Raw genomic sequence first — 24,499 nt, forward strand, 5'->3', positions numbered from 1 at the left:
AGTGGCGGCGCCTCGGGGAGGGTGAGATCCGGATATCGGAGAATGTCTCGATAACGACGGTCTGTCATTCACTTCTGCAGCTCTCCTTGTGTCCGGCCGTACGCGCGACGGCCAGTGACGCGGATGCCGGACGTGAGCCGGCACAACCGGCCCCAGGCAGCGGCGCGCACCACCTGGAACAACTCGATGCTTTCAAGGAATTAAGCAAACAGGCAGAGGGGGACGGCCGGTTGTCCAAATCTCATCGACTGGTCAGTCGAGCACCCAACGCGCTTGCACAGAAATCCGCTTGAGGTAACACTTTCCCATACCACGCACCTGACCAGCAGTTTTAAAGATAAAGCCCCGCCGTGCAGACCACTTTGCGCCGTCGGTGGGCGCGCCCGAAGTCCACGGGAAGCAGGGATTGCCTTCGCGCCACCCTCGAATTCGCGTGTCTTCTGCCGGTCATCCAGATGTAACGGAATGAACGACCGACGGCACTCACCTTCCTCCGCTTTCAACTACTTGAAGACAAACCAGAGTCAAAGGGGGTTATCGCCGACGAGTTCGCACCCGGTAGGTGGTGAGACGTCGAGTCATTGATTGCCGATCATGGTTGTGCGGTGGGGAACCGGACTCGCGCGGCGGTCATCGGTGACCGGAGAATCACGGGCCTGCCGGTCGAGGTGGCCGTCGAACCCGCGGACACGACGGGCCTCTTGCGGCACGGACGACGCCAGGTCGAACCTGTGTCCAAGTCGCGGAAGCGGACCGTGGGCGCCGACGCGAAGCACCGACTGGTTTCCGTCGACCGGCTTCCTGGCCACCCTCGCGCACCTCCGGCACGGGACCGTCCACGACCTGCCGGCCGACTGGTTCGGCGTGGACCGCTCCCCCTCACCCGCGCCATCGGCACGGTGCGTCCGCTGCTCGCCGAACGCGGTTGCACCGTCGGCCCCGGAGTGCGGTTGCGGTCCCTGGCCGAGGTCATCTACCACCTTGGCGCCGACGGAGAACCGGCATCATCGACGGCACCGGGATCCGGTCCGTCGGCCGGGCACAAGGACCGGGACAGGTCAACCGCTCGCTGGTCACAGGTGAAACGATCTTGTGGTGGCTGGTGTGGGCACGGCGTCGGAGCCGCCCTGGGCAGCCCCGTCCACCGGGCTGATCCCGCGTCGGTTCGGCAAGCCGGTCACCGCCCCGCGGCGGGAAGCGGCAGGACCCGGTCCGCAAAGGCCGGCCCTGGAGCCTGCCACTGGAGGACCGGGTCCTGCTGGTCACCGCGTACTGGCGGACCAACCTCACCCTGCGTCGGCCCGCCCCGCTGTTCGGGGTGTCCAAGTCGGCCGCGGACCGCATCATCGACCACCCCGGGCCGGCGCTCGCGCTCCGGCAGCGCAAGCGGTTCCGCAAGGACACCGTGCCGATCGTGGACGGCGCCCTGGTCCCCGCCCGCGGCCACCGGGTGACCGAGCAGCCGAAGAACCACCGGTACTCCACCAACCACCGGGGCGTCATCGAGGCCGACACCCGGCTCGCCGCCGCCGTCGGCCGGCCGGTCACCGGCAACCGCAGGGCGTGGGAACTGTCCGGCACCAAGGATGCCGTCGGCCGCACCACGGTCATCGCCGGCGGCAGCTACCGCGGCACCGGCCCGGCCGTCCCGTACCGCCGCGAACCCGGCCAGGCCGGACTTCCGACCCGGAAAAGGCCCACAACCGCTCCCACCGCAAGGTCCGCGCCCGTGTCGAGCACGCCTTCGCCCGCATGAAGACCTGGGAGATCCTGCGCGACCGCCGCCTGAAAGACGACGGCGTCCACCACGTCATGCTCGGCATCGCCCGCCTCCACGACCTCGCTCTCGCCGGGTGACCGGGAAGCGACGCCGGTCAACCAGTATGCCGTGAATCACTTGCGGGACAACGCCAGTTGCGGACGGGACATGACGTGTCTCCTGCGGGGCCGACAGGGGGATCAGGTCAGCCGCAGCAGCCGCCTGCCGGGGCCTCCTCGGCGGCGTCGCCCACTGCAGCAGGTGTGCCGAGCCGGACGGGCTGCGGCGCGGGGGCGCAGCAGCCGCCGCCGTCGGCCTGAGCGGCGTCGGGGGCGTCGAACAGCCCGGCGCCGCCGCAGACTCCGGTCTCGGGCAGGGCCAGTCCCACGCGGTCGGCGGACTCGAGATCGCCGGCGATCGCGGCAGCGACGGAGCGGACCTGCTCGTAGCCGGTCATGGCGAGGAACGTCGGGGCGCGGCCGTAGGACTTCATTCCGACCAGGTAGACGCCCTGCTCGGGATGGGAGAGCTCGCGGTGGCCGTGCGGGGGGACGGTGCCGCAGGAGTGCTGGTTGGGGTCGATGAGCGGAGCGAGTTCCACCGGGGCCTGGAGGCGCTCGTCGAGGCCGAGGCGGACCTCGGAGAGGAAGGACAGGTCGGGGCGGAACCCGGTCAGCACGATCACCTCGTCCACCGGCTCCAGCTCACGGCCGCCCTCATTCAGCAGTACCAGGCGTCCGTCACCGTCGCGTTCGAACGCCTCGGTGCGGAAGCCCGTGACGGCGTCGGCGTAGCCGTCGTCGACGGCGGCCTTCGCCGCGAGACCGAGAGCTCCGCGGGCGGGCAGCTGGTCGGCGGTGCCGCCACCGAAGGTGGAGCCGGAGATGCCGCGGCGCAGGACCCACACCACCTTCGTGCCGGCGCCGTCGTCGGACTTGGCGAGGTCGGCGAGGAGGGCGAGGGCGGTGAAGGCGGAGGCACCGGAGCCGATGACGGCGGTGCGCTTGCCGGCGTAGCGGGTGCGGACGGCGGGGTCCTTGAGGTCGGGGACCCGGTAGGTGATGCGGTCGACGGCCGCGCGCTCGCCGAGTGCGGGCAAGCCGCTGGCGCCGGCCGGGGACGGGGTGGTCCAGGTGCCGGAGGCGTCGATGACGGCGCGGGCGAAGATCCTTTCCTCGCGGCCGCCGGCGTGGGTGACATGGACGACGAAGGGCTGCTGCTCGCGGTCGGCGTCCACGATGCGGTCGCGGCCGGTCCTGGAGACGCCGGTGACGGTGACGCCAAGGCGGACGCGGTCGCCCAGGGCGTCGGCGAGCGGCTGCAGATAGAGCTCGGCCCAGTCACCGCCGGAGGGGTAGGCGGCCGGATCGGGGCGTGTCCAGCCGGTGGGGGCGAGGAGCTTTTCGGCGGCCGGGTCGACGACTTCGCTCCAGGGGGAGAACAGGCGCACATGACTCCACTCGCGCACCGCGCGGGCGGCGGCCGGTCCCGCTTCCAGGACCTGGGGCTCGATGCCGCGCTCGACGAGGTGGGCTGCGGCAGCCAGGCCCGTGGGGCCGGCCCCGATCACGACGACGGGCAGCTCGGTGGTGGTGGGCGCGTTCACGGCGACTCCTTGCGTGTTTCGACATCTGTCGATGGCTTGTGCGGCCCAGCATGGCAACTGCATTGACAAACGTCAACATAGGCATTCATCGAATTAAGGGTTCGCCGATGGGGCACGTCGACGGCGTCGCCATCAGTGGCGGCCGGTGGTGCTGGAGGCGTCCGGCCGAGCGGCCGGGCCGTGGCCACACTGCTGCGACAGCCTCACGCTGTTCTCCCCCGCCCGGTACAGCTCCCTGGCCGGGACGCCGTTCCCCGGCGCCGACGGCGACCGCTCCCCGCACCACGACGAGGCCGTCGCCTGCTTCACCTCGTACGCCGGCCGCCTGGATCCCGGGTTCCCACGGGCTGTCGCCCCCGGGGTCCGCCGCACCGGCGACGTCTTCGCAGAGGAGCTGGAGAGCGGCGGCCGGCTGTCCGCGCGGGCCGTCACGGCGGCTCCCGGGACGTTCGGGCGCCCGCACCGGCCGACGCTGCCGGACCTGGAGGAGTGCGCCGGGAAGGTGCTGCACGCCGCCGACCACTGCAGTCCGACCCCGTCCACCGGCCGCCGGGTGATGGACGGGGCCGGGGACTTCGCGGTGCAGATCACCGCCGGGACCGTCCGTGTCACGCCGCCACCCGTGAACCGGTGAAGTTTGTCGCTCAGCGCGTCCTCGGCCGTGGTCTGCGCTTCTGGCCGACCCGCACGGGTCCGGGCACCGCATCCCTCGGCCGGCTCCTGTCACGCCCGCCGGCACAGCCGGTCCTCGACGACGGCCGCTACCGGGCCGCCGGACAGCCCGAGCGACGAGCGACGTCCACCGGCGCCGACGGAGCCGAGCTCGTCTGGCCGGACCGGGCAGAGGGAGGAGGTCGACACGATCGTGCTCGCCACCGGACACCGCTCCGACCTGCCCGCCCCGACGGCTTCGACGGCGCTCTCGACGCCGCCGGGAGCCCCCGGCACCGCGAGGGCCTCACCATCCACATGCCGGGGCCGGCGTTCGTCGGGCTGGAGCGGCAGCGCAGTCCGTCGTCGAACTCGCCGCGCGGCCAGGGCCGGGACGCGGACCGCGTGGCCCGGTGCCAGGCCTCCCGTCCCGCGTACCGGTGACGCCCCTCCCTCGCTGGTTCGACGTATGCCAACATAGACGCATGTCGAATGCGAAGGTGCTGCCGCTGCTCGGGCCCGCCGACGGTCAGGGTGTGACGCCGTGCTGCCCGCCGCTGACCGAGCGCCCGATGAGCGCCGAGGAGGCCGGGACCGCGGCGCGGATGTTCAAGGCCCTCGGTGACCCGGTCCGCCTTCGGCTGTTCTCCGCCGTGGCCTCGCACGAGGGCGGGGAGGCGTGCGTGTGCGACATCTCCGACGTCGGCGTCTCCCAGCCCACGGTGTCCCATCACCTGAAGAAGCTCAAGGAGGCCGGTCTGCTCACTTCCGAGCGGCGCGGCACCTGGGTCTACTACCGCGTCGAGCCGTCGGTCCTCGCCGCCATGGGCAAGCTGCTGGCGCTGCCCACCGCGGCCTGACGACCGACGGGGCAGGGGGAGAGAGTGACGGGCAGGGCGTTGAGCGCGGTGGTCGTGCCTCTGACGGCTGAGCACGGCGATCAGGTGCTGGCGATCTACCAGGCGGGCATCGACGAGGGCAACGCCACCTTCGAGACCAGCCCACCGTCCTGGGAGGCGTTCGACGCCACGAAGCTGCCGGAGCACCGCTTCGCCGCCCTCGATGCGGACGGGTCGGTGCTGGGCTGGATCGCTGCGAGCAGGGTCTCCGACCGGTGCGCGTACGCGGGCGTGGTCGAGCACTCCGTCTACGTGCACCCGGCCGCCCGTGGCCGCGGCGTCGCCTCCGCCCTGCTCAGGGTTCTGGTGGACTCCACCGAACGGGCCGGGATCTGGACGATCCAGTCGGGGATCTTCCCCGAGAACACCGCCAGCCTCGCCGTCCACGAACGCGCGGGCTTCCGCGTCATCGGCACCCGCGAACGCATCGGCCGTCACCACGGCCGCTGGCGCGACGTCGTCCTCGTCGAACGCCGCAGTGCGGCGATCTCCTGAGACGTCCGCCAGGAGCTGGAGGGCTACGCCCCCGTGGTGCCGAGCAGCTCCGCGATCTCCCGCACCGCCTCGCGGGCCGGGCGGCCGACGCCGATGAGGGTGGCCGAGGCGGGACCGGTCCAGTCGCCGTAGCCGAGCAGGTGCAGCCTCGGCTCGGCGAGGGCGCGTGTGCCGTGGGTGGGGATGTGGCCGCGCGGGCCGCGCAGGTTCAACGGGGCGAGGTGGGCCAGTGCCGGGCGGAAGCCGGTGCACCAGATGATCGCGTCCGCGTCGCTCCGGCTGCCGTCGGCCCACCGGACACCGGTGGCGGTGAGCTGGGCGAACATCGGCTTGGCGGTCAGGAGTCCGGCGTCGCGGGCGGCGCGGACGGGCGGCACGGCCACGATGTCGCCGAGCGAGGCGACCCCGGCGGTGTCGCCGAGGCCGGCATCGAGGGCGCGGCGGCGGGCGGTGGCGACACCGAACAGGGCACGGCCGTCGATGTCGTCGGTCAGGAACCGCGGTGGGCGCCGGGTCACCCACGTCATCTCGACACGGCCGTCCAGGGCCAGGTCGGCGGCGATCTGGGCGCCGGAGTTCCCGCCGCCGACCACGACGACACGCTGCCCGGCGAAGTCGGCCGGGCAGCGGTGGTTCACCGTGTGCAGCTGCCGCCCGGTGAAGACGGACCGGCCGGGGACTGCGGGCAGGAACGGCCGCGACCAGCCGCCGGTCGCACTGATGACCGCACGGGCCCGCCAGGTACCGGAGTGCGCCTCGACCAGGAGCCGGCCTGCGTCGCGGCGCACGGCGTTGACGCAGGTGCCGTGCTGGACGGGCAGACCGTAGCGCTTCTCGTAGTCGGTGAGGTAGTCCACCACGTGCCCGGCGTCCGGGTAGGTCTTGCCGGGCTGGGCGGGCATGAGGCGGCCGGGCAGCGAGGAGTGCTCCGCCGGGGAGAACAGGTGCAGCGAGTCCCACATGTGCTGCCAGGACCCGCCCGGCGTCGCACCGGCGTCCAGGACGGTGAAGTCGAGGCCGCGTCGGCGCAGGTGGTAGCCGGCGGCGAGACCTGCCTGGCCGCCGCCGACCACCACCACATCCGTGTGCTGGGTCACGGGGCCGTCGTCACCGCGTCGGCGGCGAACTTCCTTCGCCAGGCGAGGGCGACGTAGACCAGGCCGATCAGCACCGGGACCTCGATGAGCGGGCCGACGACGCCGGACAGCGCCTGGCCGGAGGTGACGCCGAAGGTGGCGATGGCGACCGCGATGGCCAGCTCGAAGTTGTTGCCCGCCGCGGTGAAGGCGAGGGTCGCGGTGCGGTCGTAGGCCAGTCCCAGGCCCTTGCCGAGGAGGAAGGTACCGAAGAACATGACCGCGAAGTAGACCAGCAGCGGCAGCGCGATCCGGGCGACGTCCCAGGGCTGCGAGGTGATCGTCCTCCCTTGCAGGGCGAAGAGGATGACGATCGTGAACAGCAGCCCGTACAGCGCCCACGGGCCGATCCTCGGCAGGAACCTCGCCTCGTAGCCGGTGCGGCCCAGCCTCTGCTCGCCGATGCGGCGGGTCAGGAACCCCGCCAGCAACGGGATGCCGAGGAAGACGACCACGTTCAGCGCGATGTGCCAGACGGACACGTCCAGGCCCTGGCCGTCGCCGAGGTTCATCCAGCGCGGCAGCAGGTCGAGGTAGAACCAGCCCAGCAGTCCGAACGCGAGGACCTGGAACACCGAGTTCAGGGCGACCAGGACGGCCGCGGCCTCGCGGTCGCCGCAGGCGAGGTCGTTCCAGATGATGACCATCGCGATGCAGCGGGCCAGGCCGACGATGATCAGCCCGGTCCGGTACTCGGGCAGGTCCGGCAGGAAGATCCACGCCAGGGCGAACATCACCGCAGGTCCTACGATCCAGTTGACGACCAGCGAGGAGAGAAGCAGCTTGCGGTCGCCGGTGACACGGTCGAGCCGGTCGTAGCGGACCTTGGCGAGGACCGGGTACATCATCACGAGCAGGCCGAGCGCGATCGGCAGGGAGATCCCGCCGATCTCGATCTTCGCAAGCGTGTCGTTCATCCCCGGGATCAGGCGGCCCAGGCCCAGACCGACGGCCATGGCGAGCAGGATCCACACCGCGAGGTAGCGGTCGAGGGTGGAGAGTTTCCCGACGATCGAGTCGTCTCCGGCCGGGCCTGCGCCCTGGGCGCGGGCTGTGGTGGGCTCGGTGGATGTCACGGGCAGACCCTCTTGTTCTCGGCGGCGGTGCGGGCCAGGGCGGCGAGTCCGGCGAACTGCTCGGACAGGCCTGCCAGGACCTCGGGCCTGAGCTTGTAGTAGGTGAAGCGGCCGCACGGCTCGGTCTCCACCAGCCCGGCCTCACGCAGCACCTTCATGTGGTTGGACAGGTTGGTCTGCTTGGCTCCGGTCTCCTCGACCAGGTGCGTCGTGCAGAGCGTCTCACGCGCCAGCAGGGTCACGATCTTCAAGCGGAGCGGATCACCCAGCACCCGGATCACATCAGGATCGACTGAAGTCAGCATGCACTGATACTGTCACATCACCACCTGCTGATATCAGCGGATGCTGAAGTTATTGGCGGCTGGACTCCGCCATGCGACGGGAGAGAACGATCACCATGGCCGACAAGCCGTCCGTCCTGTTCGTCTGCGTCCACAACGCCGGCCGCTCCCAGATGGCCGCCGCCTGGCTGACGCACCTGGCCGGAGACCGCATCGAAGTCCGCTCCGCCGGCTCCGCACCCGGCGACCAGGTCAACCCGGCCGCCGTCCAGGCCATGGCCGAGGTCGGCATCGACATCTCCGCCGAGAGGCCGAAGATCCTCACCGTCGACGCGGTCCGCGAGTCGGACGTCTGCATCACCATGGGCTGCGGCGACACCTGCCCCGTCTTCCCCGGCAAGCGCTACCTCGACTGGAAGCTCGAGGACCCGGCCGGACAGGGCGTCGAAGCCGTCCGCCCGATCCGCGACGAGATCAAGACCCTCGTCGAGGGCCTGATCTCCGAGATCGCCCCGGCGAAGCCCGAGGCGACGACGTGAGCGGGATACGCGATGCCGTCATCATCGGCTCCGGTCCCGCCGGCCGCTGGCACCAGCCCTGAACTCACCGGGGCCAGGAAGGCATCCGGCTGCGGCGGCCAGGACCGAACCGGCGCCTGCGTGGGCGCGGGGCCCTCGCCCAGGAACCCTGCTCACGCGGGAGTACCGCAGCCTTGGAGTACGCGCCTGATACCGGCTGTGCGCACGGACGTCGCTGCTTCGTGCCGGTGGTCACGCCGGGGAGCCCGCCGTCGCACAGGTGGAAGCCGTCGTGGGCGGCGCCCCGCCGGTACCGGCGGACCGGCTGGGCCGGCCGCGCGGTGACGATGCCCGGGTTGCGTGGGCCGGCGCGGTCGAAGACGAGCAACACTGGCTGATCGGCGTGGCGCCCGTCGGGCGCCCGCCGACGGGCGCGCCGCGTCGGGACTCTGCGTGTTCGGTCGGCTCGGCTGCCTCAGTGGACGCTCAGGCCGTACGCCGACAGCCAGTCGGTCACCGGCTGGTAGTAGGTGAAGCCTCCCGAGCCGCAGTTCCCGCTGCTGCCGACGATGATGCCGAGAGCCGTGCCGCCCGAGAAAGCCGGACCGCCGGTGTCTCCGGGCTCGGAGCAGATGGTCGACCGGAACAGTCCGTATACGGTTCCTTCCCCGTAGTTGACGGTGACGTTCACGGCCTGGACGGTCCCGCAGCGGTATCCGGTGGTCCGCCCGACGTGGCAGATCGACTGCCCGACGGCGGGACGGGCCGCGTTGGTGATGTCGCGGGTACCGGTGCCGGTGCCCAGCGAGACCTCCCCCGGGTAGGCGACCGCCGTGTTGGTGTACCGGATGCTCGCGTAGTCGTCGCCCGGGAAGTTCACTCCCGCGGTGACGCCGACAACGACGGTCAGGGCAGGGTCGGCGTACCAGGTACGGGCGCCTTGGGCGCACCGGCCCGAAACGAGCGCGTACGGCGTGGAGCCGGAGCGGGCGTTGAAGCCCACGGTGCAGCGGGTGCCGGTGCTGTAGAGGGTGTCACCCCCGCGCACCGCGACGGCCGCCTGTTGTCCCGCTCGCTGGCCGGCATGCGCGGCAGATCCGGCGGCGGACCAGCCCGAGAGCAACACCAGTACGACGACGGCCCGGAGGATGGTTCGGAGGGGTCTTTCGGAACGTGTGGGACTCACGATGACCTCCTACGGCATGTACCTGCCATTATGGGGCTTCCCGGCCCGAGTGGTCAGGCCGGAAACCGCCAACCGTACGGCGTGCGGGCGGGGTCCTCGGCCGTCCTCGTATGCGAGACCGTCCCACCGCCGGCCGCCCGTGAACCGATCACGGAAATCGATCCTGGACAGGGGCAGCCGTCGGCCATCGACATGCGCCGGGCGTGACCTGCCTCCGTCCTGGCGGCAGCGGAACACAGACGATCACCAAGCGCCGGTCGTCGCTTCGTAGGCTGGCCGCGCATGTCCCACGCTCCCCGGGGGTGGGCATGGAGTTCGAGGCGGGGTTGCCGCGGTACGGGCGGCGGCCGGGGTCGCGGCGGTTGCCGCCTCAGCCGCTTCAAGAAAGACGCCAGTCCCTGTGCTCGTTCTTCCTCGTCCGTTTCGTGCTCGCGCCGCCCGAGGCCCCTCGAGGCGTTCTCCGCGCCGTTCGAACCGGTTCGGTGAACATGGCCGCCCGATCCGGTCGGTCCCGGTGGGCCCCGACGACGCCCGGTCCCGGTGGGCGGCCGGGTCAGGTGTCGTACTCCTGGATGCGCCGTCCGTGGTCGCGCGCGGTCAGTGCGGGCAGCCGGTCCGCCAGCTCCCGTACGACGGCGTGCACGTCGAGGGTGAGCAGGACGCGGTCCCGCATCAGGACGCGGCCGTCGACGATCGTCGTGCGGACGTCGGCCGCGCGGGCGCTGTGCACCAAGGTGGCGGCGAGGTCGTGGACCGGCTGGGTGTGCGGGCCGGTGAGGTCGACGAGGACGAGGTCGGCACGTCGGCCGGGCGCGAGGGAGCCGATCCGGTTTCCGAGGCCGACCGCGCGGGCGCTCTGCGAGGTGGCGTGGTGCAGGGCCTGGCGGGAGGTCAGCCAGCGCGGGTCCCCCTCGGTGGACTTCTGGATCAGGGACGTGAGCGCCATGGCCTCCCACACGTCGAGGGAGTTGTTGGAGGCGGCGCCGTCCGTGGCGAGGCCGACGGGGACGCCGGCCGCGCGCAGGGCCCGTACCGGAGTGGTGGTCGGCCAGGCGAACTTCAGATAGCCGCGGGGCGCGGTGGCCACCGCCGTACGGCCGTCCGTGCGTTCGAGCAGCGGCAGGTCCCGCTCCAGGATGCCGGTGCCGTGGGCGATGAGCAGGTCGGTGTCGAGCAGACCGGCGCGGTCCAGGATCTCGATGGGGGTGCGGCCGTGCCGGGCCAGACTGGTGTCGGTCTGGCTGCGGTTCTCGGCGGCGTGGATGTGGACGGGCAGGCCGTGCGTGCGGGCGAGGCCGGCGGTGGCGGCGAGGTCGGTGTCGGTGACGGTGTACGGGGCGTGCGGGGCGAGTGCGGTGGTGATGCGGCCGTCGGCGGTGCCACGCCGGGTGAGCGCGAACTCCAGCGACGTCTCCCGGCCCCGGGGGCCCTGGCCGGAGAAGTACGCCTCGCCGAGGTGGGCGCGCAGCCCGCACTCGGCGACGACGTCGGCGACCGCGTCCATGTGGAAGTAGTGGTCGGCGAAGCAGGTCACCCCGCCCCGGATCATCTCGGCACAGGCGAGCCGCGCGCCCAGTTCCACGTCCCGCTCGGTGAGGTCGGTCTCGACGGGCCAGACGACGTCGTTGAACCACTCCTGCGTCGGGAGGTCTTCGGCGAGCCCTCGCAGGACCACCATCGGGGCGTGCGTGTGGCAGTTGATCAGACCGGGCAGCGCGATCTGTCCGTGTGCCTCGATCCGGGTCACGGCCGGCACGTCCCGCACGGCGGCGGCCGTGGTGACCGCATCGATCACCCGGTCGCGGACGACGATCGCGGCGTCCTCGCGGAATCCGATCCGTTCCGCGTCGTCGTGCACCAGGACCGCGCACCCGGTGACGACGAGGTCGGCGGGAGAACCGCCCGGGGTTCCGGCATCGCTCATGGAACCAACGTACGGGCCGCCGTACGGCGCGGCCGGGGGATTCTTCGGCAGGGCTGCAACAGCACGTACGACCACGGCGGCTCGGCGCGGCCATGCGGCGACCGGCGGTGCCGCCCGTTCGTCCCGCTGTTCCGGCCGCTCCGGCTCCTCCCGCGTCCGGCAGATGTGCCGAGGGGCGAGCCGCCCGGCGTCGTCGGTGTTCTCGCGGTCCGGCCCGTGCCGACCGCTCACGGGCGCGGTCCACAGGCGGGCCTGCGCCGGGTCCCAGTCCCGCCGAACGGTGAGCAGCGGCTCCTGTCCATTACGTCTCCCGTCCTGCCCCGGACGAGTGCGCACCAGCGGTGTCCGCAGCAGGAGGGCTCGCCCATGAGCCGGGCCGGGGTCGACGCCCGAAGGGTGACGCGAGCCCGTCGGCATCGACAAGGAGCGCGAACTCCCTGCCCCCGGGCTCACTCCGCCTTGCCCCGAACCGTACATACGCACCAAGGGTGAATTCATGAGATGTACGGACTGCGTGGCGTTGAACGCTGTCAGTCTGCCGTTGATGACCGTAAGACGGTGGCGGTGCCGCTGGACGACGCCTCCCCCACCGCGGGACGGCGCCGTCCTGGCCGCTGGGAGGGGCGGGCGTGACAGCAGAACAGTCCATGACTGAACGGCACGCTTCCCGTCTTGCCGCTGCCAAGGGCACGGTGCCGCCAGAACCGCGTGAGGTGCCGCGTCACGTCGCGTGTGTGATGGACGGAAACGGCCGGTGGGCAGCGCGACGATCGCTCCCGCGCACCTCCGGTCACCGCGCTGCGGAGACGACAGTGATCGACGTCATCGAAGCGGCGCGGGCGGCCGGAGTGGGCTGGCTGAGTCTGTTCGCGTTCTCCACCGAGAACTGGCGCCGCCCGGACACCGAGATCGAGTTCCTCATGCACCTGGTGCGCCGAGTGGTACGCAAGCACGCCCCGTTGCTGCACGCGCGGGGCATCCGCTGCCGCTTCCTCGGCATGACCGATCCCCGCATCCCTCCCGGGCTGGCCCGGGACATCGCCGACTTGATGACGCTGACCGGCAAGAACCGGCAGATGACGCTGACCGTCGCCTTCGATCACGGTGGCCGCCGGGACATCGTGGAAGCCGCACGGTCACTGATCCGCAGCGGTGTGCCGTCCGAGGCCGTGACCGAGGAGAGCTTCGCCGCTCACCTGCCCTTTCCCGACACCCCCGATGTCGACCTGGTCATCCGCACCTCCGGCGAACAGCGCATCTCCAACTTCATGCTCTGGCAGGTCGCCTACGCCGAATGGGTCTTCCCGCCCGCACTGTGGCCCGACTTCCGCGCACCCGACTTCCTCGAGTGCCTGCACACCTACCGGCAGCGCGAGCGCCGCTTCGGCGGCGTACTGCCGAACCAGAACGGAGAGACCCGATCGTGACGACCGCAGACCGTCCTCAGTCCCCCACCGCCGGCGCCGGTACGGGGGGCCACGGAACCTGGGATCGCGACGTCGAAGAGGAGCCCCTGTTCGGTCCCGGCTCACAGTTCCACACGCTCTTCAACGACCCGCGCTGGGCGTTGGCGATGATTCGGGCAACCGTGCTCGAGGCCGCGCACCCGCAGATCGGCGCCGCTCTGATCGAGAACTCCACCTTCGTCGTGCATCCCTGGCGGCGGCTGGGCAACACCTTCATGAGCCTGCGGCGGATGTTCGGTGCCGACGACCACGTACGGCAGAGGGAGGCGACCCGGCTCAACCGCATGCACGCACGGCTGCACGGCACCGACGCGCGGGACCGGCCCTACGACGCGATGGACCCGGGTGTACGTGCCTGGGTGGTGGCGACCATGTTCGAAAGCGCCGTCACCATGTGCCGGCTCGGCGGACAGCCCCTTGAGCAGAAGACCATGGAGCAGCTGTACGCCGAGTTCCAGGCCTTCCTGGCCGCGATGGGCGACGAAGCCGGCCAGCTGCCACCCGTCCTGAGCGAGTTCTGGCCCTATTACGACCGGGTGGTCGCTGAGGAGCTGGAGAACACCGAGGCGATGCGAATCATCCTCTACAAGCTCCTCGACCACCTCCCCGCGCCCCCCGTACTGAACGGCTTTCCCGCACTATGGGCGACCGGCCGGGCCGTCGCCGGCCCGGTCATCGGGGCGATCACCGTGGCGTCCCTGCCGGAGCCGTTCCGGCGGCGAGCCGGTCTGCCCGAGATCGCGGGGGCGCAGAGCCTGATGCAGGGCGCGTATCTGGCGGCCGGTCTGACCCGGTTCGTGCCCGAAGGGTGGATCCGGGCCGAAAGCATCGCCGAACTGCTGTCGCTCTCCCCCGACAGCGACGATCCCCGCGCGAGGACGATCGCCGCCCTGCGGGACCGGATGAAACGGGCCGGCGCCCTCCTTCGCCTCATCGCCCCGCTGTCCCCGGATCCGGAACCCGCCGCGGCCACCACGGCGCAGCGCAGCGCGGAGGAGTTCTTCACGGACGTCCTCGACCAGACCGGGGACGGATACCTGGACTGGCCCGACCTCGCCGCCATGGCCCGCGAGCTTTCCAGCCGTCTCGACCTGGACGAGCCCGAGGAGACCCGGCTCTACAACGCCTACGCCGACTGGTGGCGCGAACTGCAGACGGCCCTCGACGCCGACGGCGACGGCCGCATCAGCGCCCACGAGTACGCCGCCGCCGTCCCGTCGCTCGCCGGTCCCGCACTGATCAGGGTCGCCGAAGTCCTCTTCGACGTGACCGACAGGAACGGCGACCAGAGCATCGATGCGGACGAGTACCGGGCCCTGTTCCGGACCGCGTTCCACCGCGACACCACCGGCGGAACCGGCGAGACGTACAGCCGCGGCGCGTTCGTCAACGGCTTCCTGTCCTTCATGTCCGCACGCCAGCGCACCACCCCCTACGACCCGCTCCTCGCCGAAGCATGACCCTGCCCGGACAGGCGACCGGCCGAAAGCGGCGCCTCCTGGCACGGGCACGGCCGCCGACACGGCGGCCGTGCCCTGACTTTCCCGAGCGTTTCGGATTCCCCGAGGACGGCCGGGCGTGGTGCACCCGCTTCCTCGCCCGGTACGACGAGGAGCACCGGCGCTTTGGGACCGGCCTGCACACGCCCCACGACGTGCGGTCCGGCCTCGCCGGTCAGCCCCGCGAGATGCGTGCCGACGTCCTCCGGACGGTCCACGCGAAGCACCCCGAACGCTTCGTCCGCAAGCCGCCGGAGCCCCCGAAGGCTCCCGCAGCGGCCTGGACCGACCAGCCGGCGCCGGACGGCCCACCGATCCCGGCACAACGTTGAAACGACCTACCTGTCCTGATCGCTTCGACAGGTCCCGCTCACGTTCTCCACCGGCTCATCAGATTACAAGTGGAGGCCGTGGCTGTGCGGACAGCGGGCTGATCCCGGCGGTGCGCTCTGCCGAACCGCCCGCGCAGAAAGCGACTTTCGGCCGTCGTGCGGTGCAGACACCGACGAGGACTCCTGCGTCGGCCTTGAGCCAGGCGCTCTTCTCCGCGGCGGCAGCCGGCAGTTCTTTCAGCGGGATCGGGGTCCTGTCGGCGGGGAGCAGCAAGGCGCACCGGGAGCCGGGGCCCGCATGGCCCCGGCTCCCGAACGGCACCGCGAACGCGATCGCCGGAACGGGCATCCGCTGAGCACGGAAGCCGTCCTCGTCCGGTCCTGCGCCCTCACCAGAAATGTGACGAGCGGCACGAGAACCGTGGAGGACGAGTTCGCCGCATCACGGTGCCGGGCGGAAGCCGTTCGCGGCGGCTTCGCACCTCCGGGGCGACTTATCCGACCGCCCGACCGCGCGGTGACGAATGGTCCGATCCAGTGGTCGCGTTGCTGTGTCCGAGAACAGCCAGTGGCACCGCAGCCGCCGGATCAGACGCCGTCCGTGACCGACCGGGCATCGCCAGACGCGCACGTGTCCGCTCCCTGGCGGGCTTCACCCCGCTGCTCACCGCAGCGGGCGCCCGTCCCACGGCTCCCCGCCACGCGTACTGTGCCGCTTCCTCTCCTCGGGTCGACCAGCCGGGTCGGTGTTCCGTCCGTCCCGAGAAAGCAGGTCCAAGGTGACCGCGATGTCGGGCGGGGACATCGGCGGCCACTGTCGCGGTACGGACAGGGAGTGAGGAAGTCGAGTGCACGGGGCAGTGGTTCAAGGCCGGGCAGGAGCAGTGGGTAAGCGGAATCTGAGAGGGTGGTCGGTATGGACATCGCTCGCAGGAACAACATCACCGTCACCGGCAATGCGCAGGGGCCCACGGTGGTGCTGGCTCACGGCTTCGGTTGTGATCAGAACATGTGGAGGCTGACGGTGCCCGCGCTGGTCGAGGACTACCGGGTGGTCCTGTTCGACTACGTGGGATCGGGCCGCTCGGATCTGTCCGCGTTCGCGGAAGTCCGTTACGCCTCCTTGGACGGTTACGCTCGGGACGTGGTCGAGGTGTGCGAAGCGCTCGACCTGCGCGAGGCGGTGTTCGTGGGGCACTCGGTCAGCGCGATGATCGGCGTGCTGGCCGCCGGCACGGCTCCTGAACGCATCGGAGCGCTGGTGATGGTCGCCCCCTCTCCCCGGTACATCGACGACGAGGGCTACCGAGGCGGGTTCAGCACCGAGGACATCGACGAGCTCCTGGCATCTCTGGAATCGAACTACCTGGGCTGGTCGGCCGCCATGGCACCAGTGATCATGGGCAACGCGGACCGGCCCGAACTGGGTGAGGAGCTGAGGAACAGCTTCTGCGCCACGGACCCGGAGATGGCGCGCGCCTTCGCCCGCGCCACGTTCCTGTCGGACTCACGCGACGACCTGAAGGGCGTGACGGTGCCGACGCTGGTGCTGGAGTGCACCCAGGACGCCATCGCCCCCCGGGAGGTGGGCGCCTTCGTCCACCAAGCGATCCCCGGCTCGCAACTGGTCACGCTCGACGCCACCGGGCACTGCCCGCACCTGTCCGCTCCAAAGGCCACCAACGAGGCGATCACCGACTTCCTGGCGCGTCTGCGGTGATGTGCCGCACCGGGCAGGGGTCCGGCCCGCACGACGCAGACAACGAGAAGACATCGACTGCGGTGTTCGCCACATTGCTGGAGGACAGCGTCGAGGAACTCTACGAGAACGCGCCCTGCGGGTACCTGTCGACGCTGATGGACGGCACCATCGCGAAGATCAACGCCACGCTGCTGGGCTGGCTGGGCCTGGAGCGGGAGGCGGTGGTGGGCCGGATGAGGTTCACCGACCTGCTGACTGTGGGCGGCAAGCTGTACCACGAGACGCACTTCGCACCACTGCTGCGCATGCAGGGGGAGATCAGCGGCATCGCCCTGGAGGTCAAACAGGCCGACGGCGGCCGGATACCGGTGCTGGTTTCCTCCGTCGTCAAGCACGGCGGTACCGGCGAGCCTCTGCTGATCCGCACCACCGTCTTCGACGCCCACGACCGTCGCGCCTACGAAAAGGAACTCCTGCGAGCCCGGAGAGCAGCCGAGGAGGCGCACAAGCAGGCGGAGGCCGATCGCGCCAGGTTGCAGGACGCCCTCGCGGTGCTCCAGCAGTCGCTGCTGCCCGCCGCTTTGCCGCCCGTGCCGGGGGTGGAGGCGGCCGTCCACTACCGCGCCGCTTCCCCCGACCAGCTGGGCGGCGACTTCTACGACCTCTTCCCCATCGACGGCAAACGCTTCGCCTTCTTCCTCGGCGACGTGTGCGGCAAGGGCCCCCAGGCCGCCGCGGTCACCTCGCTGACCCGCTACACCCTGCGCACCGCCGCTCTGCACAGCCCCGACCCCGTCTCCGCTCTGAGGACCCTCAACCAGGTGCTCCACGAGCGCTACGCCGGCGGCGACCCGCGCTACTGCACCGTCATCTTCGGCACCCTCGAGCCGGGCCCCGACACCGGACAGGTCACCGTCCGCATCGCCTCGGGCGGCCACCCTTCGGCCCTCGTCCTGCGAGCCGGCGGCGCAACGGATTTCCTGCCCACCCCCGGCGGCCTCCTCGTCGGCGTCCTGCCCGCCGCCGCCTTCGCCGCGACCACGACCGTCCTGGGCCAGGGCGACACCCTCCTGTTGTACACCGACGGCCTCACCGAAGCCCGCATCGGCGCGAACCGCACCGACCTGTACGGCGAGGAAGCCCTCCGGGCCTTCGCCGCCGACCACGCGGGCAAGCCGCCACACACGCTCATCAAGGCTCTGACCGGTCTGTTGGACGGCTTCGGTGACGGTCTCGACGATGACACCGCTCTCCTTGCCCTCGGCGTCCCCCTTTCCAGCACTGGGCCCGAAGCCGCCGAATGAGCCCGTTGGAGATCACGCCCCGAGACGCCCCCGCCGACCCCGTTCCGGGAATCCACGGCAGCCGCGGCCACGTCACCGCCGGCCAACTGCGGGGGCAGCTCACCGGACTCACCCTCCGACCGGGTCGGCGCCTCCCCCTGGACCTGGCCGGAATGAATTCTGCGACTCCAGCGGCATCACCGCCGTGATCGTGGCGTGCGACCACGCCCGGACCGCTCAGGCCGACATCGCACTCGTCTCCGTCCCCGGCCACACCCTGCGCGCGCAGCGCGTCGTCGGCGTCGACCAGGTCCTCGCCCTCCTCCCCGACAGCACCGCCGCCATCCGGCCCTGACCCGCTGGGACCCAGCGATACACACCGCCGGTGCCGTAGCTCCGGCGTCCGTGGGGCGCGCACCCCGGCGCAGCCCTGCCCGGACCTCGCACACCGGCGGCGGACGGTCTCGTGGGAGACGAGCACGCCGCGCTCGGGCATCAGCTTCCCGGCCCCGCGAAAACTGAACGGGAGACGGAAGTACGGTTACCCGCAGTGCGCGGTGATCTCCGACGGGTGCCGATGTCCCCTGTACGACGGCGACGCGCTGTCCACGGACGATCTCCCGGTCCGACCAGCCGGAGACCGTCCCACCAGTCCGCCGACGTGACAGTGCCCCCCGCGGGGTTCTCGGCTCCTCCAGGCGGCCGGGACACCTCCGTCGGGCCGTCGAGAGGACGGCCCTCCTGGCCCGTCGGCTGGCGGGCGTGAGCCGGACAACACTCGCCCAGGCCCTGTGCCACCTGGAACTCGGCGGGCCGGCGACGCGGACCGTACCCCCGTCGTCCCGGTCCGCGCCGCCTACGCACTTGTCCTGCTCGGGCCCTCGCCACTGCGATGGTGCGGGCGGCCAGGGACTGGGCCCAGGAACACATGAACGAGGTACAACGTCCTGCACCCCCGGGCTGACGGCACGGTGGGGTTCGGCGCGTGCGGGACCCGACCGCGGTGCACCCCGTGCGGGCCTGTCCGGACACCGGGCGGCCGTGCCGCAGGAGCCGGTCCACCAGCGGATGCCGCGAGCGGATCCGGGCGGTCACGGATGTGCCGTCGCCCCGCCCGGCCAGGTGCGCAAAGCCTTTTGTAGGGTTCGTGACATGTGCACTTTTCCGGTGAGGGCCCGTTCAGGAGCAGCGCGGTGAACCGACGGACAGGTCCGGCACTCGTACTGGCCCTGGGATGCCTGCTGGGCGCCTGCGGCACGGCGCCCACGCAGACGCATCGCCCGGCGCCGGCCGGGGAGAAGCCCTTCTGGCGGGCCGAGTTCGACGGAGCGGCGGGAAGCCGCCCGTCGGCCAGGTCCTGGAACACCGAGACCGGGAACCGGGAGGCCGAGGGGTGGGGCAACAACGAGTTGCAGTACTACACGGATGACGCGGCCAACTCCGCCCTCGACGGCGCGGGTCACCTCGAGATCTCGGCGCGTCCGGCTCCGCCAGGGGCCGGACTCCCGTGTTTCACCGAGGACTTCTGCCCCTGGACGTCGGCCCGCCTGACCACGGAGGGAAAGGTCGCACTGACCCGTGGACGGGCCGAGATCCGGGCGAAGATACCCACGGGCACGGGGCTGCTGCCCGCGATCTGGATGCTGGGCGACAACGGAGTCGAATGGCCCGGACAGGGTGAGATCGACATCTGCGAGGTGGTCGGCGGAGAACCGCGGACGGTGTACGGCACCGCTCACGGACCGACCTACTCCAACGAGAACGGGATCGGCGAAGCCGCCACCCTGACCGCCGACGCCTCGGCGGCCTTCCACACCTACGCCGTCGACAAGCAGCCGCACCGCATCACCTGGTCCGTCGACGGAGAGCCGTACTTCACCCTGACCCCGTCGAAGCTCCCCTCACCGCGCGACTGGGTCTTCGAACAGGACATGCACCTGCTGCTCAACGTCGCCGTCGGAGGCGACTGGCCGGGTCCGCCCGACGCCTCGACACCGTCCCCCGCGACGATGACCGTCGACTACGTCCGCTTCTACGGCGAGGGCCACGCCTGAAAGCCCCGGGGACACCTCGGTTGCTCACCTGCGTGAGGGCAACGACAAGGCGCCCGGCGGGTCCGTCCGCCGCCGCTCTGGCCACTGTCGGCGCCGGGACCGGCGGGCGAACGGTCGCGCACACCATACCGGCGTGCTGCGACGGGGATCACGCCCGCGACTCGCGGTACCACCGCGTCGGGGCCCGGGGCCGGTGCGCCGCGGCGCTTACGCCTACCAGGTCCTCATCCGTTGCTCCGGCACGTCCTGCGGCACCCGTGTGCGGCAGGCGGGAACCGCCGCATCCGACGCCTTGTGCGCACCTGGCTTCCGCGCTCCGAACTTCTGGACGAGCATCCCCGACCGGGACGGACGGACAGCCTCTCCGGGTCGGGCGACCGGTCGGGAACTCCGCGAGAGGAGTCGCCTCGGCCGCGCTGCACGACGCGCCGGGCCCGGCGACGGTGCCGGAACGGACGACCCCGGCACCGTCGCCGGCGGAGGCAGCGGCCGTGCGGCGCGCCGGACTCGCCGATGTGGACGGCGCCGGCGTAAGTGACGACGCTGTCCGTCCCTGGCACCCGGTGCACGGCGGGTGTGCGAGCACCGGGTACGGGGCTTGGTCAGGTGAGCCGGAGACGGCCGAGGAGCAGGTCGTAGCCCGCGGGGAGCTGGGGTAGGACCTGGCCCAGGAGATCGGGGCCCACAGCGTCGGCGACGGTGCTGAGGACGGCACTGACGCCCCAAGCCGCGGTCTGCTCGGTGGCCCCCCCGATCCAGACCGCCTCCGAGCGGTCCGGGCAACTGGGAGGCCAGGTCATCGACCTCGCCGGGGCTGATGCGCTGGGCCAGCACGCTCAGCACCGCTTCGCGGACCTTCGGACGAAGGCGGACATCACGATCGACACCCATGTATGAGCTACGGCTTCGTAGACTCCGACGGCCGGCAGGATCTCCACGGTGTCGTCCACGGTCGTTTCGCCGACCGGAAGGAGGGCGAAGCGCCGCTCCGGGGCGGCGTCCTTCTTGAGGTGCTTGCGGCGCCCGTCCACGGTGGTACCGAACGCCCAGACCGGGACCGACACCGCCGGCTGTGACCAGAGCAGCGTCAGCGCGCCGAAAAGCACGGCCGTCGCACCGCGGGCCCCGACAGCCGGACAGTCACCCTCGTCCTTTCCGCCACCAACGGCATCCCTCCCGTCCCCTGCGCCGGCCACCCGGACCGTTCCGGCGACCGAAGCCGTCGGAACAGCTGAGTACTCATGGCGCCCGATAGGGGAATTGAGCCTTTTACTGTCAACTTCATGCAGTCGGAACTTGTCAGTGGATCTCCCGGCGGGTTATACGGATGGGCGGTACTCAATCATCGGGCCACAGTCCTCACGGCCTGCCGTCAGGGAGGGAGAAATTGGACATGCTTGCGCGTAGGGACGTTCTGGCTGATCCCGACGGGCTCGTGCACCAGCTCGCGCATGCCGGCGCCCCGGCCGGCAGCGTCATCCCGGCGGACGCCTGGCGTGACGACGAAGCGCTCTACCTGCAGTTCGACCTGCCCGGTATGGACCGCTCCACCATCGAACTGAGCACGGAACAGCACACGCTGACCTTGAGCGCCGAGCGGCCCTCCCCGATCCCGGACGGCACCCGGCCCGTACTCACCGAGCGCCCCACCGGCCGCTTCGCCCGCCGCCTGGTCCTGTCCGACGCCCTGGACACGGCTGCCGCCGAGGCGGCCTACGACAACGGCGTCCTCACCCTGCGCATCCCGCTGGCCGCCCACGCCAAGCCCCGTAAGATCGCCGTCTCCGGTGGCGCACCCAAGCAACTGACCTCCTGAGAGCTGCCCGTCTGCCCGCGGCCCTGTTCACGTCGCAGAGCAGCGTTCCGACAGCAGTTCGGGAGGCACTCGTCCGTGCCGAATGTTCACGGGAGGAAGGCGAAGCCGGCGGCCCGGTCACGGAAAGACGACCGGGCGGCACCCGGGATGGATCCCGGGCTTCACGGCCCTCGGCGCTCCTCACGGAAGTCATCGTGACGTCCGGCGGTCGGGACGTACTTGCGCAGCGTCAGACGGTCGGGGTCGTTGCGGCGGTTCTTGCGGGCCACGTGGGTGCAGCCGGCGTCGGCGGTGGACCTCGGCTTGACGATCGGGCGCAAGTCGTTACGGACCGTGGCAAGTCGTTACGGACCATGGACCGCACCGCATACGGTACTGAATTTCATTTTCATTTAGCTGCTAGTGTGCTGCCACCGATCGACCTCGAGGAGGAACTTTGTCCGCTCACTGCCAACTCACCGGCCGACAGCCCGGCTTCGGGCATCAGATCTCGCACTCCCACCGGCGGAGCAAGCGCCGCTTCGACCCGAACGTCCAGCGCAAGCGCTACTGGCTGCCGAGCGAAGGCCGCCACGTCCGGCTCACGCTGTCCGTCAAGGGCATCAAGACGGTCGACACGATCGGCGTCGAGGCCGCGGTCGCGCGCATCCGTGCCCGGGGAGGGAAGGTCTGATGGCGAAGAAGAGCAAGATCGCGAAAAATGAACGGCGACGCCTCGTCGTGGCCCGCTACGCCGAGCGTCGCACCGAACTGAAGGCGGTCATCGCGTCCACCCGGACCTCCGACGAGGAACGCGCCGCCGCCCAGCGGGAACTGCGCCGGCAACCCCGCGACGCCAGCGCCACCCGGGTGCGCAACCGCGACTCCGTGGACGGCCGCCCCCGTGGCCACCTGCGAGCCTTCGGACTGTCCCGCATCCGCCTGCGCGAAATGGCCCACGCGGGCGAACTGCCGGGGGTGACCAAGAGCAGCTGGTGAATCGACACCCGGCGCATCGCCGGCGAGGGGCGCGATGACCACCGGTCCCGGATGCCGCGCGAGCGCTCCCCTCGCGAAGTACGGGGCGGCCACCACCTCCACCCGCCGTGCGCGTTGCGCGGCGGGCGTACGGCGCGCATTCGCCGTTCCACTCCCGATCGGCCCTTGCAGGACGGCCTCGGCACCCTTCCGGCCGTCCTGCGAGGAACGCCGCGGCTCCTGCTGTTCCGGGCACGGGCTGCTTCCGGCGCCGCCATGGCCGGAACTCGGTGCGGTGCGGACGGACGCGTGCGGGCCCGGGTGGTCCGGGGGGTCAGTGGTCGTCCCAGTGCCCCTCGTGAGCGGCGTGCCGATGCCCGTCGTGCACGTAGTCGACATGATCGTCATGGGGCACGGCGACATGACCGCACCCGCTTCCGTGTCGGTGCTCGTGTCCCTCGTGCGGCGTGTGGCCGGCGGTCGCGCACTCGTCGACGTGTCCGTCGTGCGCCCGGTGGATATGTCCGTCGTGCATGTAGTCGACGTGGTCGCCGTGCGGGACGGCGACGTGCCCGCAGCCCTCCTCGTGCCGGTGGTCATGGGCTTCGTGGGTGCGATGCTCGGTGGCGGACGTCATGACGTACTCCCGATGCGGATCGACGGGCGGCCACCCGTTCGGCGGCCACTGCCGCACTACGGATCACCCTAGGGTGACGCTCGCGACCGCGCACACGGAGGAAAGACGTGAGGCGGCCGCGGGAGGGCGCGACGGGGCAGGCTCACGGGTGCGACGCGGCGAGTCCGGCGGCCAGGGAGCCGGGGCCACACCTCAGGTCGAACAGGAGGGGCCGGACGCGATCGGCGGTGGCGTGCTCGACGACGTCCGTGATCACGGTGAAGCGCCCCTCGTGGTCCACCGCGTGCCGCTCCCGCTGCTGTTACCAGCTCTCCGCCCACGCCTAACAGGGCGTAGGAGGCGTAGCAGAGGAGGCTCCAGCGGGAGATCTCCAGTCCCGCGCGGATCGCGTCGCCGGTGCCGTCGAGCGTCATCAGGAGGAAGAGAGCGAGGACGGCGCGGCCGATGGAGCCGTAGTGTCCGGGGTCGTGATGGCCGGAGAAGACCCAGCCGACCACGGCGTACACGTACAGCAGCAGGGCGCCGACGAGCAGGAAGCTCAGGGCGCCGGGCAGGCTGTGGGCGACCGCGACGAGCACGATGCGCAGCTGGGGCGGGAAGCGGGCGGTGCGCAGGACCCTGGCCGGCCGCAGCACCGTCCGCCGGACCGGATCCGGTTCGCCGCGCTGTCCGCGTGGTTCCCGCGACGCCGACGGGCGCGGGTGCTCGCGCCCGCTCCCCTGCTCGCGTGGCACCGCAAGGCTCATCGCGGTCGAGTGGGGTCACAGCAAGCGCCGCCGGAGGTCGGGCCGGCCGCGGGCATCGATCCAGCCCCGCTCCGCAGCGGGTCGGCACGGCGCGAGTCCCTGACCGGGCAAGCCGAGGGCCTCACCGCATGCGGCTTCCTCCACATCGGCCCGGCCGGCCTTCATCGGGTCCACGCGCTGGTCCTTCTCGGGCACGGCACGTACCGCCTGCGCACCGCTGGTGCGACCGCGCACCCGGCCGGGCGGCGAACCGTGCGACAAAGCCGCGACCTCGCCGTCGAGCCGGGCCTGCGCCTGTGTGGACGTCGGGCATCACCGGCTCCCGGACCTCCGCGTTCGACGGGTTCAACGCCTGCGTCCCATGGACCGGGGCGGCGCGGGACGGTCCGGCCGCGATCCGGATGTGCGGTCCGCCTCGGAGTCACGCCGGCCTCGGGCACGAGCGTCCGCCAGGCGTTGAGGACGCAGCGGAC

At 71.3% G+C, this 24,499-nt stretch carries 25 protein-coding genes and 3 pseudogenes; 16 read left to right on the top strand and 12 right to left on the bottom strand.

The window, feature by feature from the left end; translation table 11 throughout:
• A partial coding sequence (locus tag KYY02_RS25035; RefSeq protein WP_371241613.1) for a hypothetical protein occupies window positions 1-293 on the top strand: 293 nt, incomplete at its 5' end.
• Window positions 294-1,095: 802 nt separating this feature from the next.
• A pseudogene (locus tag KYY02_RS25040) lies at window positions 1,096-1,857 on the top strand (transposase family protein).
• A 107-nt stretch (window positions 1,858-1,964) separates the two neighbouring features.
• Here the strand turns inward: KYY02_RS25040 and KYY02_RS25045 are convergent.
• On the bottom strand, window positions 1,965-3,365 hold the full coding sequence (locus tag KYY02_RS25045; protein WP_371241615.1) for an NAD(P)-binding domain-containing protein: 1,401 nt from the start codon (window positions 3,363-3,365) through the stop codon (window positions 1,965-1,967).
• A 148-nt stretch (window positions 3,366-3,513) separates the two neighbouring features.
• Here KYY02_RS25045 and KYY02_RS25050 point away from each other — a divergent pair, with 148 nt between their 5' ends.
• From KYY02_RS25050 to KYY02_RS25065, 4 genes are read left to right on the top strand one after another with little or no spacing between them, the layout of a single operon-like run.
• A complete protein-coding gene (locus KYY02_RS25050) occupies window positions 3,514-3,999 on the top strand; it encodes a hypothetical protein (RefSeq protein WP_371241617.1) in 486 nt (161 codons plus the stop codon).
• Entirely contained in the window at window positions 3,996-4,460 is a 465-nt protein-coding gene (locus KYY02_RS25055) for a hypothetical protein (RefSeq protein ID WP_371241619.1), read from the top strand. The genes KYY02_RS25050 and KYY02_RS25055 overlap by 4 nt, the downstream gene beginning before the upstream one ends.
• 41 nt (window positions 4,461-4,501) lie before the next feature.
• On the top strand, window positions 4,502-4,876 hold the full coding sequence (locus KYY02_RS25060) for an ArsR/SmtB family transcription factor (RefSeq protein ID WP_371241621.1): 375 nt from the start codon (window positions 4,502-4,504) through the stop codon (window positions 4,874-4,876).
• Window positions 4,877-4,924: 48 nt separating this feature from the next.
• The gene (locus KYY02_RS25065) at window positions 4,925-5,410 is read left to right on the top strand and encodes a GNAT family N-acetyltransferase (protein ID WP_371241623.1); all 486 of its coding nucleotides are present in this window, start codon (window positions 4,925-4,927) and stop codon (window positions 5,408-5,410) included.
• 23 nt (window positions 5,411-5,433) lie between these two features.
• Here KYY02_RS25065 and KYY02_RS25070 read toward each other — a convergent pair whose 3' ends face one another.
• Genes KYY02_RS25070 through KYY02_RS25080 form a run of 3 tightly spaced genes read right to left on the bottom strand, consistent with a single transcriptional unit; the run spans window position 5,434 to window position 7,927 of the window.
• On the bottom strand, window positions 5,434-6,507 hold the full coding sequence (locus KYY02_RS25070; protein WP_371241625.1) for an ArsO family NAD(P)H-dependent flavin-containing monooxygenase: 1,074 nt from the start codon (window positions 6,505-6,507) through the stop codon (window positions 5,434-5,436).
• On the bottom strand, window positions 6,504-7,622 hold the full coding sequence (arsB, locus tag KYY02_RS25075) for an ACR3 family arsenite efflux transporter (RefSeq protein ID WP_371241627.1): 1,119 nt from the start codon (window positions 7,620-7,622) through the stop codon (window positions 6,504-6,506). Before arsB ends, KYY02_RS25070 begins: the two co-directional genes overlap by 4 nt.
• Window positions 7,619-7,927, bottom strand: a complete 309-nt coding sequence (locus tag KYY02_RS25080; RefSeq protein WP_371241629.1) for an ArsR/SmtB family transcription factor — start codon at window positions 7,925-7,927, stop codon at window positions 7,619-7,621. The genes arsB and KYY02_RS25080 overlap by 4 nt, the downstream gene beginning before the upstream one ends.
• A 95-nt stretch (window positions 7,928-8,022) precedes the next feature.
• On the opposite strand from KYY02_RS25080, the gene KYY02_RS25085 reads away from it, so the two are divergent.
• Window positions 8,023-8,445, top strand: coding sequence for an arsenate reductase ArsC (locus tag KYY02_RS25085; RefSeq protein ID WP_371241748.1), 423 nt, complete (start codon window positions 8,023-8,025; stop codon window positions 8,443-8,445).
• A gap of 454 nt (window positions 8,446-8,899) precedes the next feature.
• On the opposite strand, the gene KYY02_RS25090 is transcribed toward KYY02_RS25085, so the two are convergent.
• Complete coding sequence (locus KYY02_RS25090) at window positions 8,900-9,610, bottom strand: S1 family peptidase (RefSeq protein WP_371241631.1); 711 nt, start codon at window positions 9,608-9,610, stop codon at window positions 8,900-8,902.
• 553 nt (window positions 9,611-10,163) lie between these two features.
• Window positions 10,164-11,534: an amidohydrolase gene (locus tag KYY02_RS25095; protein WP_371241633.1), complete on the bottom strand. Its 1,371-nt coding sequence runs from the start codon at window positions 11,532-11,534 to the stop codon at window positions 10,164-10,166.
• Between the two features lie 647 nt (window positions 11,535-12,181).
• Here KYY02_RS25095 and uppS point away from each other — a divergent pair.
• From uppS to KYY02_RS25125, 6 genes are all read left to right on the top strand, one after another.
• Entirely contained in the window at window positions 12,182-12,961 is a 780-nt protein-coding gene (uppS, locus tag KYY02_RS25100) for a polyprenyl diphosphate synthase (RefSeq protein WP_371241635.1), read from the top strand.
• An 86-nt stretch (window positions 12,962-13,047) separates the two neighbouring features.
• Window positions 13,048-14,460, top strand: a complete 1,413-nt coding sequence (locus KYY02_RS25105; RefSeq protein ID WP_371241750.1) for an oxygenase MpaB family protein — start codon at window positions 13,048-13,050, stop codon at window positions 14,458-14,460.
• A gap of 1,287 nt (window positions 14,461-15,747) precedes the next feature.
• Window positions 15,748-16,551, top strand: coding sequence for an alpha/beta fold hydrolase (locus tag KYY02_RS25110; RefSeq protein WP_371241637.1), 804 nt, complete (start codon window positions 15,748-15,750; stop codon window positions 16,549-16,551).
• Window positions 16,551-17,837, top strand: coding sequence for a PP2C family protein-serine/threonine phosphatase (locus KYY02_RS25115; protein WP_371241639.1), 1,287 nt, complete (start codon window positions 16,551-16,553; stop codon window positions 17,835-17,837). The genes KYY02_RS25110 and KYY02_RS25115 overlap by 1 nt, the downstream gene beginning before the upstream one ends.
• Window positions 17,838-18,021: 184 nt before the next feature.
• On the top strand, window positions 18,022-18,171 hold the full coding sequence (locus tag KYY02_RS25120) for a hypothetical protein (RefSeq protein WP_371241640.1): 150 nt from the start codon (window positions 18,022-18,024) through the stop codon (window positions 18,169-18,171).
• A gap of 838 nt (window positions 18,172-19,009) precedes the next feature.
• Window positions 19,010-19,870 carry a glycoside hydrolase family 16 protein gene (locus KYY02_RS25125; RefSeq protein WP_371241642.1) on the top strand — a complete coding sequence of 287 codons (861 nt, stop codon included), beginning with the start codon at window positions 19,010-19,012 and terminating at the stop codon, window positions 19,868-19,870.
• A 602-nt stretch (window positions 19,871-20,472) separates the two neighbouring features.
• On the opposite strand, the pseudogene KYY02_RS25130 reads toward KYY02_RS25125, so the two are convergent.
• Window positions 20,473-20,643, bottom strand: a pseudogene (locus KYY02_RS25130) (DUF2267 domain-containing protein); the annotation flags it as partial.
• Window positions 20,644-20,706: 63 nt separating this feature from the next.
• The gene (locus KYY02_RS25135; protein WP_371241644.1) at window positions 20,707-20,976 is read right to left on the bottom strand and encodes a hypothetical protein; all 270 of its coding nucleotides are present in this window, start codon (window positions 20,974-20,976) and stop codon (window positions 20,707-20,709) included.
• 287 nt (window positions 20,977-21,263) lie between these two features.
• Between KYY02_RS25135 and KYY02_RS25140 the strand changes: the two genes are divergently transcribed.
• Window positions 21,264-21,686 (top strand): Hsp20/alpha crystallin family protein, encoded by a 423-nt coding sequence (locus KYY02_RS25140; protein WP_371241646.1) that lies wholly within the window; start codon window positions 21,264-21,266, stop codon window positions 21,684-21,686.
• A gap of 161 nt (window positions 21,687-21,847) precedes the next feature.
• Here the strand turns inward: KYY02_RS25140 and rpmG are convergent, their stop codons facing one another.
• Window positions 21,848-22,006: a 50S ribosomal protein L33 gene (rpmG, locus tag KYY02_RS25145; protein ID WP_371241648.1), complete on the bottom strand. Its 159-nt coding sequence runs from the start codon at window positions 22,004-22,006 to the stop codon at window positions 21,848-21,850.
• 116 nt (window positions 22,007-22,122) lie between these two features.
• On the opposite strand from rpmG, the gene rpmB reads away from it, so the two are divergent.
• Together rpmB and rpsN are read left to right on the top strand one after the other, a co-directional pair.
• Window positions 22,123-22,359, top strand: coding sequence for a 50S ribosomal protein L28 (rpmB, locus tag KYY02_RS25150; protein ID WP_371241650.1), 237 nt, complete (start codon window positions 22,123-22,125; stop codon window positions 22,357-22,359).
• Window positions 22,359-22,664 carry a 30S ribosomal protein S14 gene (gene rpsN / locus KYY02_RS25155; protein WP_371241652.1) on the top strand — a complete coding sequence of 102 codons (306 nt, stop codon included), beginning with the start codon at window positions 22,359-22,361 and terminating at the stop codon, window positions 22,662-22,664. Before rpmB ends, rpsN begins: the two co-directional genes overlap by 1 nt.
• A 313-nt stretch (window positions 22,665-22,977) precedes the next feature.
• On the opposite strand, the gene KYY02_RS25160 is transcribed toward rpsN, so the two are convergent.
• The 3 genes and pseudogenes from KYY02_RS25160 to KYY02_RS25170 all read right to left on the bottom strand — a co-directional run.
• Complete coding sequence (locus KYY02_RS25160; RefSeq protein ID WP_371241654.1) at window positions 22,978-23,280, bottom strand: hypothetical protein; 303 nt, start codon at window positions 23,278-23,280, stop codon at window positions 22,978-22,980.
• A gap of 142 nt (window positions 23,281-23,422) precedes the next feature.
• The gene (locus KYY02_RS25165; protein ID WP_371241756.1) at window positions 23,423-23,560 is read right to left on the bottom strand and encodes a hypothetical protein; all 138 of its coding nucleotides are present in this window, start codon (window positions 23,558-23,560) and stop codon (window positions 23,423-23,425) included.
• Between the two features lie 43 nt (window positions 23,561-23,603).
• Window positions 23,604-23,915: pseudogene (locus tag KYY02_RS25170) on the bottom strand (ion transporter); the annotation flags it as partial.
• Window positions 23,916-24,499 lie beyond the last annotated feature (584 nt).

The sequence above is a fragment of the Streptomyces pimonensis genome (genome assembly GCF_041380215.1).
Classification (GTDB): Bacteria; Actinomycetota; Actinomycetes; order Streptomycetales; family Streptomycetaceae; genus Streptomyces; species Streptomyces pimonensis.